Source organism: Paenibacillus daejeonensis DSM 15491 (genome assembly GCF_000378385.1).
Taxonomy (GTDB): Bacteria; Bacillota; Bacilli; order Paenibacillales; family Paenibacillaceae; genus Paenibacillus_D; species Paenibacillus_D daejeonensis.
In genome coordinates this window covers 90633-105841 of record NZ_KB899664.1, presented here as the reverse complement: position 1 = coordinate 105841, position 15209 = coordinate 90633, and the positions used below count along the sequence as shown (strand labels likewise).

General features: G+C 55.1%; 13 protein-coding genes. 7 read left to right on the top strand and 6 right to left on the bottom strand.

What is annotated here, in order from left to right:
- Nucleotides 1-41 precede the first annotated feature (41 nt).
- The 4 genes from F556_RS0117485 (at nucleotide 42) to F556_RS0117470 (ending at nucleotide 8729) form a co-directional block, all read left to right on the top strand.
- Nucleotides 42-3494, top strand: a complete 3453-nt coding sequence (locus F556_RS0117485) for a glycoside hydrolase family 2 TIM barrel-domain containing protein (RefSeq protein ID WP_020618278.1) — start codon at nucleotides 42-44, stop codon at nucleotides 3492-3494.
- A gap of 411 nt (nucleotides 3495-3905) precedes the next feature.
- Entirely contained in the window at nucleotides 3906-4448 is a 543-nt protein-coding gene (locus tag F556_RS0117480) for a DinB family protein (RefSeq protein ID WP_020618277.1), read from the top strand.
- Between the two features lie 306 nt (nucleotides 4449-4754).
- Nucleotides 4755-7007, top strand: coding sequence for an amidase family protein (locus F556_RS36380; protein WP_020618276.1), 2253 nt, complete (start codon nucleotides 4755-4757; stop codon nucleotides 7005-7007).
- A 33-nt stretch (nucleotides 7008-7040) separates the two neighbouring features.
- Complete coding sequence (locus tag F556_RS0117470; RefSeq protein ID WP_020618275.1) at nucleotides 7041-8729, top strand: S-layer homology domain-containing protein; 1689 nt, start codon at nucleotides 7041-7043, stop codon at nucleotides 8727-8729.
- 534 nt (nucleotides 8730-9263) lie between these two features.
- Here F556_RS0117470 and F556_RS37825 read toward each other — a convergent pair.
- Nucleotides 9264-9407, bottom strand: coding sequence for a hypothetical protein (locus F556_RS37825; RefSeq protein WP_020618273.1), 144 nt, complete (start codon nucleotides 9405-9407; stop codon nucleotides 9264-9266).
- A 144-nt stretch (nucleotides 9408-9551) separates the two neighbouring features.
- Between F556_RS37825 and F556_RS0117455 the strand changes: the two genes are divergently transcribed.
- Entirely contained in the window at nucleotides 9552-10022 is a 471-nt protein-coding gene (locus F556_RS0117455) for a hypothetical protein (protein WP_020618272.1), read from the top strand.
- On the opposite strand, the gene F556_RS0117450 is transcribed toward F556_RS0117455, so the two are convergent.
- On the bottom strand, nucleotides 10019-10207 hold the full coding sequence (locus F556_RS0117450; protein WP_020618271.1) for a hypothetical protein: 189 nt from the start codon (nucleotides 10205-10207) through the stop codon (nucleotides 10019-10021). The two genes, F556_RS0117455 and F556_RS0117450, sit on opposite strands and share 4 nt — an antisense overlap.
- Nucleotides 10208-10443: 236 nt before the next feature.
- Between F556_RS0117450 and F556_RS0117445 the strand changes: the two genes are divergently transcribed.
- A complete protein-coding gene (locus F556_RS0117445) occupies nucleotides 10444-11073 on the top strand; it encodes a hypothetical protein (protein ID WP_020618270.1) in 630 nt (209 codons plus the stop codon).
- Nucleotides 11074-11124: 51 nt separating this feature from the next.
- Here the strand turns inward: F556_RS0117445 and F556_RS0117440 are convergent, their stop codons facing one another.
- The 4 genes from F556_RS0117440 to F556_RS0117430 are packed head-to-tail and all read right to left on the bottom strand — an operon-like array spanning nucleotide 11125 to nucleotide 14593.
- Nucleotides 11125-11799, bottom strand: coding sequence for a sensor domain-containing protein (locus tag F556_RS0117440; protein ID WP_020618269.1), 675 nt, complete (start codon nucleotides 11797-11799; stop codon nucleotides 11125-11127).
- A 2-nt stretch (nucleotides 11800-11801) separates the two neighbouring features.
- Nucleotides 11802-12524 carry a TetR/AcrR family transcriptional regulator gene (locus tag F556_RS0117435; RefSeq protein WP_169447607.1) on the bottom strand — a complete coding sequence of 241 codons (723 nt, stop codon included), beginning with the start codon at nucleotides 12522-12524 and terminating at the stop codon, nucleotides 11802-11804.
- A gap of 24 nt (nucleotides 12525-12548) precedes the next feature.
- Nucleotides 12549-13034: a hypothetical protein gene (locus F556_RS37820; protein ID WP_157272801.1), complete on the bottom strand. Its 486-nt coding sequence runs from the start codon at nucleotides 13032-13034 to the stop codon at nucleotides 12549-12551.
- A gap of 2 nt (nucleotides 13035-13036) precedes the next feature.
- The gene (locus tag F556_RS0117430; protein WP_020618267.1) at nucleotides 13037-14593 is read right to left on the bottom strand and encodes an ABC-F family ATP-binding cassette domain-containing protein; all 1557 of its coding nucleotides are present in this window, start codon (nucleotides 14591-14593) and stop codon (nucleotides 13037-13039) included.
- Nucleotides 14594-14809: 216 nt separating this feature from the next.
- Here F556_RS0117430 and F556_RS0117425 point away from each other — a divergent pair, with 216 nt between their 5' ends.
- The gene (locus F556_RS0117425) at nucleotides 14810-15178 is read left to right on the top strand and encodes a VOC family protein (RefSeq protein WP_020618266.1); all 369 of its coding nucleotides are present in this window, start codon (nucleotides 14810-14812) and stop codon (nucleotides 15176-15178) included.
- The last annotated feature ends 31 nt before the right edge of the window (nucleotides 15179-15209 follow it).

Here is a 15209-nt window from a genome sequence, read left to right as displayed (position 1 = left end):
CGGTACAATGACGGGGACAATCCAGACAGGAGGCATGACGCATGACGGGAAACGAGCAGGAACCACAGAACACGAAGCTGAGATTCAATGACGGTTGGCAATTCGCCAAGAGCGGACTGGATGAAGAGAAGGGGCAGGCTCTCTCCTACGCACCGGTAGATCTGCCGCATGATTGGCTCATTTATAACACCAGGGCCTTGTACGAGAACAGTATTGGCTGGTATCGCAAACGCTGGACGCCCGCAGCAGCAGAGGGAGAGCGGCTGTTCCTCGCGTTCGACGGGGTGTATCAGGACAGCACGGTCTATGTGAATGGACAGCAGGTCGGTGAATGGAAAAACGGCTATTCCTCCTTTGAGTGCGAGATCACCGAGACTCTAACCACTGGCGAAAATGAAATCGTTGTCAAAGTTGTTCATCAAAGTCCAAACAGCCGATGGTATTCCGGGGCCGGCATTTACCGCAATATATGGCTCAAACGGCGCGGGAACACATTTATCGATACGGACGGCATCTATGTAGCCATCACGGAGCAAGCGGACGACTGGCTCGTGGAGATCGATACCGAACTGACGTTGACGGGTCAGGCGACCGTCACCCATACGATCAGCCGCGGCGGGGAGACACTTGGTGAGGGTTTCAGTACGGTATCCGCCGACGAGACAGGGGCAGCGCTAAGTCAGCTGCAGTTTACTGTCCGAGATCCTTTGCTATGGAGCCCCGATGACCCGCATCTTTATGAACTGACGACCCGGCTGATGCGCTTCACACAGGAAGGGGAGCAGCAGATTGTCGAAACGCTCACCCAGCGTATCGGGTTCCGTAACGTTCTAATGGATCCCGACCAGGGTCTGCTGCTGAACGGTGGTAAGTACAAGATTAACGGCGTCTGCGAGCACCATGATCTAGGCGCGCTGGGCGCAGCCTTTAATGCGTCTGCCCTGCGACGGCGCCTACAGATTCTGAAGGACATGGGCGTCAACGGCATCCGAACGGCGCATAATATGCCCGCACCTGAGCTAATGGACTTGGCGGATGAGATGGGCTTCCTGGTTGCCTCCGAGGCTTTTGATATGTGGGAGCGGTCCAAAACCACCTATGACTATGCCCGGTTCTTCCCCGAGTGGGCGGCCCGCGACGTGCGCAGCTGGGTGAGACGCGACCGCAATCATGCGAGTCTCATCATGTGGAGTATCGGCAACGAAATCTATGATACGCATGCGGATGAGCGGGGCCAGGAGGTGACACGCTTCCTGATGGTGGAGGTGCAGAAGCACGATCCCAAGGGTAATGCCCGCGTGACCATCGGCTCCAACTATATGCCTTGGCCTAATGCCCGTGCATGTGCAGATATCGTCAAGGTTGCAGGCTACAACTATGCAGAGAAATATTACCCTGCTCACCACGAAGCGTATCCAGACTGGATCATTTACGGCAGCGAGACGGCATCGGTCGTGCAGAGCCGCGGCATCTATCATTTTCCGCTGGAGGCGGCGATTCTGGCGGACGATGATGAGCAATGCTCTGCGCTGGGCAATAGCTCAACGAGCTGGGGCGCCAAGTCGGCCGAAGCTTGTATTATCGCGGAGCGTGACACCCCCTTCTCGCTTGGCCAGTTCATCTGGACCGGCTTTGACTATATCGGCGAGCCCACGCCTTACCATACGAAGAACAGCTATTTTGGCCAGATTGATACGGCGGGTTTTCCCAAGGACTCCTACTATATCTATCAAGCCGGTTGGACCGACTACCGCAAGCAGCCCATGGTCCATCTGTTTCCGTACTGGGACTTTAACCCGGGCCAGCTGATTGATGTGCGGGTCTGCTCCAATGCGCCGAAGATTGAGCTGCAGTTGAATGGGGAGACCATCGGGACCCATACGTTTGACCGCGAGAAGGACAGCCAACTGGTTGGCTGGTGGAAGGTGCCCTACGAGCCGGGTGAATTGAAGGCTATTGCCTATGATGAGGAAGGTACGGTGATTGCTACCGATGTCCGAACATCTTTTGGCGATGCGCGAAAAATCCAGCTCCACGGCGACAAGGACTCGCTCACGGCCGACGGGGTGGACCTGCTGCATGTAGAGATTACAGTGGAGGACGAGCGAGGCCGCCTGGTGGATAATGCGGTGAACCGGGTCGACGTCGAAGTAACCGGCGCTGGCCGGCTCATCGGTCTGGATAACGGGGACAGCACAGATTATGACGGATACAAAGGCGTCAGCCGGCGGCTCTTCAGCGGTAAGCTGCTGGCGATCGTGGCGCCGACGCTGGAACCGGGTACGATTACGGTAACCGTCACCGGAAAAGGGCTGGAAGCCAGCACCGCCACCTGGCCGACACTGCCGACGGACCCGGAAGCACTGGCAGGTGTCTCGGCACAGGCATACAACGTGGCGCTCCCCTGTGAGCTCGGTGACGCGGAGGAAGTGCCGCTGCGCAAAATCGAGCTGATTAGCGAATCCGGTCAGCAGCTGAACCCGTCACAGGCGGCAATTCGTGTCCGCGCCCAGTTGCACCCTGCGGATACCTCTTACCAGGATCTCGAATGGCGTGTCGTCACGGATACCGGGATCGATTCAGCGATCGCCCGCGTCGAGTCGGATGGGCCGGAAGCCACGATCACAGCACTTGGGGACGGCAGCTTTCGGTTGCGCGCCATGAGCAAGAACGGCAGCACTAAGGTGCGTCTCATTTCACAGTTGGAATTCCATGCAGATGGACTGGGCACGGCTTACAAGGATCCGTATGGCTTCATCTCGGGCGGGCTGTACGATGACTATCGCGGGGATGTGGGGAGCGGCAATGAGCGCGGTGTTGCCACCAGCCGGGATGGGGAGACGCAGGTCGGCTTCACGAATATCGACTTTGGTAGTTATGGCTCTGATAAGATAACGATGCCGATTTTTACACTCTCCAGTGAGCCCTACACGCTGCAGATTTGGGAAGGGCAGCCGGGCGAGAGGGACAGCGAGCTGGTGGCCGATTTAATCTATCAGAAGCCGTCCAAGTGGAATGTTTACCAAGAAGAGACGTACCAACTCACCAAGCGGCTGCAGGGGATTACTTCGTTATGGTTCGTCACCCGCAAGAAAATGCATCTGAAGGGCTTCACCTTCGAGGCCCAGAACCGTGCTCTGGCTCGCAATGCCGCGGCTGACGGCGACCGCATCTATGGGGATACCTATACGGTGGCCGAGGGCCGGGTCGAAGGCATTGGTAACAACGTCTCACTAGAGTTCAGTGGCATGGACTTTGGCGAGTCAGGTGTGCGGCGGCTCGTCATTCGCGGCCGAGCACCGATCAACAACACGATTCATGTCCGGTTCGCAGATGAAACCGGTGAGAGCAACCAGCTGGTGGAATTCACGACATCGGACGGTTACGAAGAGCGCAGCTTCGAGCTGGAGCCGGTTCGCGGCAATCAGCGTGTCACCTTCATCTTCCTGCCGGGCAGCAACTTTGACTTCGACTGGTTCCGGTTTGAGGGGTGAGGTGTTTATAGACGATCCACATTCACCGTTTCCTGGCCTACCAGCCCCGAAGCGAATGAATGGCGGATCGTCTTTTTTTTCGTCCCCCCCAAACGTGACACTTATTTTCCGCTATTTCATGTTTTCCTTAGTGATTCAACGCAATATGACGCTTATGTTCCGTTATATCTGCTCCACATGTGACTAACCACTGGTTACTTGAGCAATAGCGGAAAAAAGAAGCTACAATATTCAAATATCCTGGTTATTTGGGGGTTTAGCGGAATATATGCGCCTTATGGTTGTTGAGCTCGGATTAGACCATTATGAGTGTTGAATCTTGAACGAGCTATTAGAATAAACTAGACAAATATATTATATATCTATATATTAGTAATCAAAATTTAAATAAGTTTGAAAGTCGGTGTTCTAATGACAACTCCCACTACCCTTCAACAAACCCTACAGTACCAGTATGCCATCGCCTGCCAGCTGTGTGATTATCATCTGACCGACCTGACGGAGGACGAATACCACTGGCGTCCCGCACCCCCCGGACTCCATATCGCTGAACACTCAGGCGTGTGGCAGCCAGACTGGCCCACCTCGGAGGGCTATGACATTGGTCCACCCAGCAGCGCATGGCTGATGTGGCACATGACCTATTGGTGGTCCATGGTGCTCGACCACACTTTCGGCCAGGCCAGCTTGCAGCGTGAGGATATTCCCGCCTCCGGTTCCTTCGCCGAGGCCAAATCTCGCCTGCTGGACCTGCGCAACCAATGGGAAGGAGCTGTCCACAAACTCTCCCCGGAGGCATGGCTGGACACAGCGCGTACCCGCTGGCCTTTTGCAGACCGGTCCTTCGCTGATCTTGCTGCTTGGTTGAATGTGGAGCTCATGAAAAATGCATCGGAGCTGGGTTACAGCCGATTCCTTTATGGTTCTCAAGCAAACTATAAATCTCACAATTAATTAACCTTGTATGTTAAATATATTAACTTAAAGAATGAGAGAATGATTAAGAGAATACAAGACAAAACGTCAAAACAAGATATGTTTGCGCTTACTTTGACTTATTTGCTTTTGATAAGTGACATCATCTGAAATAGAATTGGAAGTAGACTGTGGGAAAATCTTCATAATTGTCACAAAACCTATCATTTACACTGACTGAAGGAGGGTAGAACCGGCGTCTATTCGTACATAATTCACATGCAATGCCTCTTGTTCCAGCGATGGACCCACGTCAAATCTGCGGATGATGTTTGGAGGAGACCTATGAAACGTATGGTTTGGAAATCATTCATGATGAAGGTATGGATATCGGCGATGCTGGTTGGCACGCTGCCGGCAGCAGCACTAAGCGCATCAGCGGAAACAACGACTCCTCCCCCTGCACAACAATCGGATCTACCCGATACGCCGGACACCGCGGAAGCGGCTGCGCCCAACGTTGTTATTGTGCCTGCGGGCTCCGAATCGGTCCTTGTCACGGGTCCGGCCACAACCAAGCAAGGCGCAACCTTCCATGCCGACGTTGCACTCTCTGGCGTCACCGGCAAGGTGGCTGCCCAGAAGTATATCGTGTCCTTCAATCCTGCCAAAACAGAGTGGGTCGGAGCAGAGGCCGTTCATGCCTCCGTTAGCATCATTGATCAGCAAGCTGCCCTGGGCGAGGCGACCATTGTGGCTACCAGCACGGGCGAAACTGCAGTAACGGGCGAGACCCTGATCCGCCTCACCTTCAAGGCCAAAGCCGCCAGCGGCATCCAGGATATCCAGGTTGGCGCGGAGCTTGGACTGGCTGACAACGGCGCGATTCAGGAAGTCCGGCAAGGTCTGCTGAGTGTACGGTCCAATCTGGTCTCCGGCGACCTCAATGGCAATGATCGCTTGGACATTGGAGACTTGGCAATCCTCGCACCCTATTATGGCATTGACTCCAGTCATGAAGCCTGGCCCCTCGTAGCGAACGCCGATTTCAACCAGAATGGAACCATCGATCTGACCGACCTCGGTACCTTGGGCAGGAAGGTACTGTATGACGACGCACCGTTTGAGCTGATGGAAGCCACGGTAACCGAGATCCAGAGTGCGATGAATGCTGGCAAAGTCACTGCCGTCGAGCTGGTCACCGCCTACCTCGCACGGATCGAGGCCTATGATCAACAGGGTCCCGAGCTAAAATCCATCATTACTGTGAATCCCAAAGCGCTAGAGGAAGCGGCAGCGCTGGACGAAGAGCGTACAGCCCAGGGACCACGCGGGCCCCTGCACGGCATTCCGGTCATCGTCAAAGATAACTTTAATACCATTGGTATGCCGACCACTGCTGGCTGTATTTGTCTGAAAGACAACTATACGCCTACGGATGCCTTTATGATTACCAAGCTCAAAGAAGCTGGTGCAATTATTCTAGCCAAGTCGAATCTGCATGAGTTTGCTTTTGGCACCTCGACCATCAGCTCGCTTGGCGGACAAACAAAAAATCCATATGTCCTCTCCACCCATCCCGGCGGCTCCAGTGGGGGCACGGGCGCAGCATTGGCTGCGAACTTCGGAGTGATTGGTCTGGGCACCGATACCGGCGGCTCCATCCGTATTCCCTCCTCGCGCAACGCGCTAGTTGGTATTCGGCCTACGATTGGCCTGACGAGCCGTGAAGGGATTATCCCGCTGGCGCTCTCACAGGATGTCGGCGGACCGATGACCCGGACCGTTGCCGATGCCGCCATTATGCTGGATGTTCTGGCGGGCTACGATCCGAATGATACGGCGACTTCCATGGCTACTGGCCACATTCCTGCCTCCTACACCGATTACCTCGATGTGGACGGGCTGTCGGGTGCGCGGATCGGCTTCGTACGTTCGCTCTCTACCGGCAACGATCCTGCCGTGGAAGCTGCACTGGCCAAGATGCGTGAGCTCGGTGCAGAGATTATCGAGATTGCGAGCTTGCCCAACCAGACTCAGATTTTGGCCTACAACAGTCTCAGCGGCACCGAATTCAAATTTGACTTAAATAATTACCTGGCTTCACTGGGAGACGCGGCTCCTTACAAGACGTTGAGCGACATTCTAGCGAATGGTGAGGTATTGCAAAGCCAGCGGAGCTCCATGGTCACACGCAACAACGTAGAGACGCTGGAAACCCTCGGTTATTACAGAGACCTCTGGCAGCGCACCAAGCTGACCCAACAGACGCTCAACAAAGTATTCACCGAGAATAAGCTGGATGCTCTCCTGTATGCCTCCACCTCGGGCAGCGCCAACCGGTTGAGTCCGTACTCCGGCTTCCCGGCCATCAGCTTCCCTGGCGGCTACATCAGCAGCGGCAATAGCGCCGGCTTGCCATTCGGACTGGAGTTTCTGGGACGCGAATACGATGAGGGCACGATTATCAAGCTGGCTTTTGCCTATGAGCAAGCCACGATGCACCGAATTGCTCCTGCATCGACGCCAGTGCTGCCGGAGCCGTCCGAGCCGCAGACCGGAGAATCCGAAGAAGTTCCGCTGGCTGCAGCATCGTAAGATCTAACTTTGGAAAGGGGGCGGATCTGAACGATGCCGCGAAAGCTGCTTTCATTGATACTATCCCTATGTCTGGCTATAACCCTGGCCCTGCCCGCAGCCACGGCTGCGGAAGCACCGGTCTTCACGCTATCCTCTTCGGCAAGCAGTGTCTCGCAGAATCAGACCTTTACTGTAGATATTCAGGGAGCGTCGCTCGCTGACTTGTATGCCTATGAGATTCAGCTACAGTACGACCCGGCCCGTCTGGAGGTCGACACCTCCAAGCCATTTACGGAGCAGAGCGGCTATGCACTGCCCCTGAAGGTGACTCAGGAAGGCGGCACAGCGTACGTGTCGCTCGTCTATACGCGGACCGGTGCATTGACCGGCCTGAATGGCTCGCTTCCGCTCGGCACCTTGACGTTCAAGGCGCTGCAGCCAGGGACGACAGAGCTTGCACTGAAGCAGGTGAAGACCAGTACAAGCTCGCTGAAGGACGTGCTGGTTCATACGCCAGATGCCAAGGCAACGGTAAGGATTACCTCGACATACGTTGACCCGGGTCCTCCACCAACAAGCGGTGGGCCTCAGCCGGGGGAGGGAACCGAGCAAGAGCCATCCACACCAACGCCTGCTGGCACAGTCACCCTTACATCAGAGCAGCTGACAGCCTCCACGGGCGGCAAAGTAACCGTCTCCCTGCCAGCCGGCTCGACAGTCGTTCAACTGCCAGCCAACGCTGCTTCGCTGCTGGACGGCGTTCCACTGGACATCCGGTCGCAAGGCGGCAGCCTGGAGCTTCCGTCCAGCGTGCTGGCTCAGCTGGCTGAGCTCGTACCGGCTCAGGAACGGGAGGGCAGCACGATTATGGTGTCCCTGCAGCCTGCAACAGCGGCTGAGCAAGCAAGCGTGACGCGACAAGCGGCTCAGCAGTTGGCGGCTGACGTGAAGGTCGGTAGTGTGATGTACGACCTGTCGCTGTCGATTACGACGGAAGCAGGACAGACCTATTCGTTGTCATCCTTCCAAGCGCCTGTAACCCTTCGCCTGCAAATGACTGCTGGCATTCAACCCCGCTTGAGCGGTATTTACTATGTGCCGGAGAGCGGTGGCTTGGACTATCTGGGCGGTACTTTTACAAACGGCGCCTTCGTGGTACAGGTGAATCACTTCAGCAGCTATACCGTGCTGGAGGTGACTAAGACCTTCACCGATGTGCCGCAGACGCACTGGGCACACGGTGTCATCCAGGAGCTGGCCGCACGGCAGATTGTCAGCGGAGTGACCGACCGGACCTTTGAGCCTTCGAGCCAGGTTACACGTGCCCAATTCACGGCACTCCTGGTGCGGGCCCTGCACTTGGATAGCGATGCGCCAGCTGCCGACTTCACGGACATCCGGCCAGCCGACTGGTTCGCCGCCGAGGTAGCCGCCGCTGTCCAAGTTGGCCTCGTCAATGGCCGCGGTGACGGAACCTTTGCCCCGCACGCGTCCATCACCCGTGAGGAGATGACGGCGATGCTGATGCGGGCTTACCCGGAGCTGCACGGTGAGCCGGTTGCGGGACTGCCCGTGACGTTCGCCGATGAATCGTCAATTGCTCCTTGGGCACTGGACGATGTCCGGATGGCAGCATCGATGGGTCTCGTGCAAGGACGCGCAAGCGGACAGTTCGTGCCCAAGGGCATCGCAACCCGCGCCGAAGCAGCCCAGATGCTGTACCGATTGATTGGTTTGTAGTAAACATCAAACATAGTCCATATAGCCGATCAAGAATTGCTTTCGGACTTCGGAGGTGCTAGAATGGTAGGTAAATTAGTAGGTAACAATGCACCAAACTTGATTCATATGTTCTGAAACGTATTTCGCTGACAATTGCCGTATATACTAAGAAAAGAGCCTCTGCCGCGTCAACGGCAAAGACTCTCCATGACACGAAAGGCTGTGGATTCACCACGGCGTGCATAGAATTTACTTCGCATGCAAAACCCACCGTCAGGCGCCAACCTTACGCGGTGGGTTTTTGCTTGCGTTTTTTACGAAACTTACGTTGTAACCAACGGTACAGCCTGCGTACACCAAACACGAGGCTTAGTGTAGCAGCGACCCATCGGAGAACGTCCAGCCACGCCACAAGTACGGCCATCGGCGTCACCCCCTTTCCGGGAGTTGTCACGCCGTGACCCCAAAAACATCCACCGCTTTTTCTTTGTCCTACCCCAGAGCATAGCACGATCTCATTCGAGCAGTAAGAGGGGTCTTGAAATCTTTCGTCTAAACTTCTTCGCGAGTCCCGTAATGAATGTCAATGGAACCCGACGTAAGGATCTCGAAGCGTTCGGACAGCTGAGCACTGCTAGGATAGTTTCCCGCACGAATCTGCTCATCCAACCATTGGATGCGATGCAAATGGCTCATCTAATTCTCCCTTCTCTACGTTCAACATTCGTCCTGTTGCGGCTTGCTTACGCACATTGCGCACTTCCATGTTAAGGGCATCACAGCCCTTAAGCGACTGGGATGATAAGCTGGGGAAAAGATACCTAAAAGGAGCGACTTCCTATGGCTGCAGGACGAAATAAAGCAAGCAAAGCCATTGTTCTGATCGTACTACACCTATTCCTCAGCGTGGGAGCGGTAATTGGGGGATTGGGCATGCTCATCAGTCCCTCAGGCCAGCTGATTGGACTGAGCTTGGAGCTGCTGGCGCACAGTCCGTTCTCCAACTACCTCCTTCCCGGGTTGCTGTTGACCCTGGTGCTGGGGGTGATGCCGTTGCTCGTTGCCGTAGGCCTTATCCGCCGCACACCCTCCCGCATCGCGGAGCGGTTCAATCTGTACCGGGACATGCACTGGGCATGGACCTTTTCGTTGTACACCGGTTATGCGCTTGTCATCTGGATCGCTGCCCAAGTGTATTTCCTACAAGCCGTTCATGCCGTCCATCTCCTGTACTGGACGCTCGGATTCGCCATTCAGATCCTCACACTGTTGCCCCGTACCCGTTCTCGATATGCCCGCTCAAGTTCTTAGGGAATGACAGCATCTATTTTGTCCTGTTCGGCTTTACTGCAGCGTTTGCAGACTTTAATGATCGTTCCTCCAGCGTTCGCTCTGGAATAGAGCAGCTTGATGCGGGTACTGTTGCAGATCGGACAGGTGCCTCTGCCACGGGAGGGCAGGCTCCAGAGCACACGTCCGCGTTTTGTTTTGGCCATCGTTAGTTTCCCTCATTTCTATCAGGTCGTGATTAATGGTGCTGTGACCCAGTATAGAGGGGATGGTCCGACATATCGTGTCGTATCACATGGGCAGGAATATATTTTTTTGAACAACATCCGATGCCAATCATCTATAAATTCTGGATGTCTATGTACGAATTCGTGGAAATAAGGTAAAATACCCCAATACCGTCATGTCGAATATTGACGATTAACCTGTGGGAGGGTCCATAGTGGAAACAGAAAAGAGAAATGTCTTGGATGGTGTAAAAACAACAATGAAAGGCGTAGACCAGCAGCAAGTCCTGCGATTGTTCAAAAATCCGCTGGAAAGCGTACGATTGACCGAGAGAGAATGGATTTATGGTGTACTGGGGGTGGCAAGCGCCTTTGTCGGGTACCTGATTTGGTCCCTGATGATCGCCAGCCGCGTCAACGGCTTCTTCGGCGGATTCCTCGGCATGGGTGGCCTTGGCGGCATGACCCGCTCGGCAACCTGGCCGATTTTCGGCCGACTCTTCCTAATCGGCCTGCTCTCCACCGCTGTGCTGCTGGCAGCCATCTGGCTCGCTGCGTGGTGGCGGAGCGGTACGAAGCCTGAACTCAAGCTGTTCGCCATCCGAATCGGCGGGACGTTCTACATTGGTGCTGCGGGGTTCCTGCTGGCTGCACTCTTCACGCTGATGAGCCTGGGCCTGGGGATGCTGCTGCTCAGCATTACCTTGCTGTCGCTCCTGCTCCTGTCTGTCCAAGCCGGTGCCGAGGCCGGTGCGGTACCACGCCATGCGCTGGCTTCGTATCTCATTCTCTCCGTCACGAGCTACTTGGTCCTGATAACTCTCATTATTCAGATTATCTTTTAATAAGCTAGCGCCGCTTGCCTTGTGCAAGCGGCGTTTTGCTTTCATGTGGTGCTAGATGACCGGCTTTGCGGAGGATCCCTGTAACGGGGGAACCCCAGACGAAGAAGACAGCCAGGAAAGCCAGCCCGCATACACGCGTCCCAGACTACGGAACATCAGGGGCTGCAGCGCCAAAGTCACCAGGCCCACCGCACTGGCAGCCAACATGACCTGGAACGGAGACAACATCGGGATAGCGATTGCATCCAAGCTGTTCAGTTCGAATGGCAGCCAGGCATTCATCAGGTAGCTAAACGGTGCCAGTGCCAGGCCAAGCGCAGCAATCGGTACAGTGGCTGCAATTGTGAAGGAAATAATCCCTATCGGCAGCTGGGCCAGACAATACACCAATCCTGTGTACGTCCGGCGCTCACCCAGCAGCGCGATCAACTCCCTCACACCGCCCCGGGGATAGCCCGTAGCATAACCGGCAGGCTTTAAGCCCGACCTCAACACTTCGGAAAAGTTGGACTGCCCACCCAGCCATGACGAACCCAGCTGCCTCTCTCGCTCCATCAAAGCCCGGCAGATTAACAGCGTTCCCACCAAGATCGGGATGCCTACCCACACAATGAGCAACGCAATCCCTATACTCACACCCGCTACCGCAATCACGAAGGTCACGATCCCTTTGGGGCAAGCGGCCAACAGCATCAACCACGACCGTACAGCTTGTTTAAACGCCATCATTATCCCTCATTTCTTGGTTTGTTCGTACTCGTCGCCCCCAGCAGCGTCATCACGGAGAGGTGTAGTCCCTCCAGCAAAGGCTCGATGTGCCTGCCAATCTCCAGCTCTGACGGGATCTCGACTTGGGCTTCGTTCAGGTACTGCTCCATCGTCGCTTCGCGAATCATGCCCGCCAGGGTGACCTGGACCAGCATCCATATTTCCTCGAGCGGCCGCAGCGGCTGGAGTTGTCCCGCCTTCTGCCAGTCCTGCCACATCGTCAGCATCTGCCCCAACATGTAGTTGTAGCCGTAGGATGGCGAGACCTCCTGCTGCGATTCGATCTGCTCGATGAACCAGGCCGCCTGGCTGGCATAGATCGCATTGAATTCAAAAGCCAGCTTGCTATACCCGCTCTCCAGCGACCGGTTCAGCTCCTCAGCGATGAAGCGGAAGATCTCACGCATGCCCTCAGATGGCTCCGGATCGGCTTGACGAAGCTGCTCGAAGCGTTCTTGAAAATCGATTTCGGCATCAAACCGGGTAGCCAGCGCCAGCCAGACCTCTTCAATTTGAGAAAAATACAGGTATACCCCGCCCTGGCTTAGACCAGACGCTCGGACAATGTCTTTCATTGTAATCTTATGCAACGGCTTGCTCCGGCTGACCGCCTGTGCTGCATCGAGAATGTGATGCCGCTTCTGCTCGGCATACCCTTCGCTAACCTTGGGAATTCTCCTCACCTCAATCAAAAAAATGACAATGTGTCATTTTCTAAATAATGACTTAAGTGTAGTTCGATTACTCCCTCCGGTCAACTGGACTGGAGTCGGGGTTGTTGGTATCATGCCAGCGCGTGCCCCTCTCCCACAGCATAGGTCTGCAGATAAATAGAGGAACAAGGGTGTGTTACAGCGGACGGAAGACGGGGTTGCGAGCAAATAGAGGAACAAAGGTGCGTTACAGCGGGCAGATGACGGGGGTACGAGCAAATAGAGGAACAAAGGTGTGTTACAGCGGGCAAATGGCGGGGGTGCGAGCAAATAGAGGAACAAAGGTGTGTTACAGCAGGCAGATGGCGGGGATGCAGGCAAATAGAGGAACAAAGGTGTGTTACAGCGGGCAGATGGCGGGGGCGAGAGTAAATAGAGGAACAAAGGTGCGTTGCAGCAGGCGAGTGGCGGGCACATCTTAACCAAAGCAAAAAAGGCACGCCGCCTGCGTTTCCGCAGGATGCGTGCCTTCTCTCTCACTATTAAAACACCTTCGTCGTCCAAGACTCACAATTCCAGGTCTCGGTCACGACATCGCGATAGAATTCCGGTTCATGGGAGATGAGCAGGATGCTGCCCTTGTACGCCTGAAGCGCGCGCTTCAGCTCGTCCTTGGCATCGACGTCGAGATGGTTAGTCGGCTCATCGAGTACCAGCAGATTGGTCTCGTTGTTAATGAGCTTGCATAGCCGCACCTTGGCCTTCTCACCGCCGCTCAGTACCGTAATCTTGCTCTCGATATGCTTGGTGGTCAGGCCGCACTTGGCCAGAGCCGCCCGCACTTCGAATTGGGAGAGCGAAGGGAACTCGCTCCAGATCTCTTCAATACAGGTGTTGTAGTTGTCGCCTTTGGACTCCTGCTCGAAGTAGCCGATCTGCAGATGCTCACCCCGCTGCACCGTGCCCGAGATCGCCTGGATTTCACCGAGGATGCTGCGCAGAAGCGTTGTTTTACCGATCCCGTTGGCACCGACAAGCGCGATCTTCTGCCCCCGCTCCATACGCAGGTCCAGCGGCCGCGACAGCGGGCTGTCATAGCCGATGACGAGCTGGTTGGTCTCGAAGATCAGCTTGCCTGAGGTGCGGCCCACTTTGAAGTTGAATTGCGGCTTCGGCTTCTCCTTGGCCAGCTCGATGACATCCATCTTGTCGAGCTTCTTCTGGCGGGACATCGCCATGTTACGTGTGGCGACGCTGGCCTTATTACGGGCCACGAAGTCCTTGAGGTCCGCAATTTCCTGCTGCTGGCGCTTGAACGCGGACTCCAGCTGCTGCTTCTTCATCTCATGTACCTGCTGGAAATGATCATAGTCGCCCACGTAGCGGGTCAACTGCTGGTTCTCCATATGGTAGATCAGGTTGATGACACTATTCAGGAACGGGATATCATGGGAGATGAGGATAAAGGCATTCTCGTACTCCTGCAAATACCGCTTCAGCCACTCGATGTGCTGCTCGTCCAGGTAGTTGGTGGGCTCGTCAAGGAGCAGGATATCCGGCTTCTCCAGCAGCAGCTTGGCCAGCAGCACCTTGGTCCGCTGTCCGCCACTGAGGTCGGTGACGTCCTTGTCCAGCCCGATATCCGTCAGACCCAGACCACGGGCGGTCTCTTCCACCTTGGCATCAATCAGGTAAAAATCCTGGTTCGTTAGTGTATCCTGAAGCGTGCCCACATCCTCAAGCAGCTGCTCCAGCTCCTCCGGCGTGACATCGCCCATCCGGGCATACATGTCGTTCATCTCTTGCTCCATGTCCAGCAGATACTGGAATGCCCCTTTGAGGATATCGCGGATACTGTTGCCTTTGCTCAGGACGGCATGCTGGTCAAGATAGCCCACGCGCATCCGCTTGGACCACTCCACCTTGCCATCGTCTGGCTGCAGCTTGCCAGTGATAATATTCATGAAGGTGGACTTGCCCTCGCCGTTGGCGCCGATCAGTCCGATATGCTCGCCCTTCAGCAAGCGAAACGATACGTCGTTGAAAATCGCGCGATCCCCAAAGCCGTGACTCAGTCGTTCTACATTCAATATACTCATGCATGACACCTTTTCTTGTAGTGTAATTTCTTGATTTCTAAGGGTTTCACCTTGCTCTATTATAAACGTTATCCGACCAGGAACGCTACCGGGAGACGTCAATCGGTGCGGAAATTTTCGAAAAAAAAAGAACGCTACTGACATACAGTTGTCAGTAGGGCACTTGTATACTCAAAGCATGCAACATCAAAAAACCTATCCACTAAGGAGGACATTATGTCAGTTATTGGACCCGACTTCATATCCCTTCAAGTAAGTAACCTTGAAAGCTCTGCTGAATTTTATCAAAACTATCTTGGTCTTGTTCGCTCCCAGGCTGGACCCCCGCATGCTGTGGTCTTTGAGACCAAGCCTATCGCATTTGCGCTTCGTGACCTCTTGCCAGGAACAGCACTCGGTTCAGGTGCGCAGCCCGGATTTGGTGTTGCTCTGTGGTTTCATGCCCCTGACACACAAGAAATCCACGACAAGCTTAGTACAGCAGGTGTCAAGATTACATCCGCACCCATAGATGGACCCTTCGGGAGAACCTTTACCTTTGCCGACCCCGACGGTTACCTGATTACGCTGCACAGTAAAGCCTAATCCCAACGTAAAAACCGCGTCTCCACTCGTG

Bases quoted from the DNA above. Each gene is read 5' to 3' on its own strand.
- F556_RS0117485 (WP_020618278.1), top strand. From the start codon at position 42: ATGACGGGAAACGAGCAGGAACCACAGAACACGAAGCTGAGATTCAAT.
- F556_RS0117480 (WP_020618277.1), top strand. From the start codon at position 3,906: ATGACAACTCCCACTACCCTTCAACAAACCCTACAGTACCAGTATGCC.
- F556_RS36380 (WP_020618276.1), top strand. From the start codon at position 4,755: ATGAAACGTATGGTTTGGAAATCATTCATGATGAAGGTATGGATATCG.
- F556_RS0117470 (WP_020618275.1), top strand. From the start codon at position 7,041: ATGCCGCGAAAGCTGCTTTCATTGATACTATCCCTATGTCTGGCTATA.
- F556_RS37825 (WP_020618273.1), bottom strand. From the start codon at position 9,407: ATGAGCCATTTGCATCGCATCCAATGGTTGGATGAGCAGATTCGTGCG.
- F556_RS0117455 (WP_020618272.1), top strand. From the start codon at position 9,552: ATGGCTGCAGGACGAAATAAAGCAAGCAAAGCCATTGTTCTGATCGTA.
- F556_RS0117450 (WP_020618271.1), bottom strand. From the start codon at position 10,207: ATGGCCAAAACAAAACGCGGACGTGTGCTCTGGAGCCTGCCCTCCCGT.
- F556_RS0117440 (WP_020618269.1), bottom strand. From the start codon at position 11,799: ATGGCGTTTAAACAAGCTGTACGGTCGTGGTTGATGCTGTTGGCCGCT.
- F556_RS0117430 (WP_020618267.1), bottom strand. From the start codon at position 14,593: ATGAGTATATTGAATGTAGAACGACTGAGTCACGGCTTTGGGGATCGC.
- F556_RS0117425 (WP_020618266.1), top strand. From the start codon at position 14,810: ATGTCAGTTATTGGACCCGACTTCATATCCCTTCAAGTAAGTAACCTT.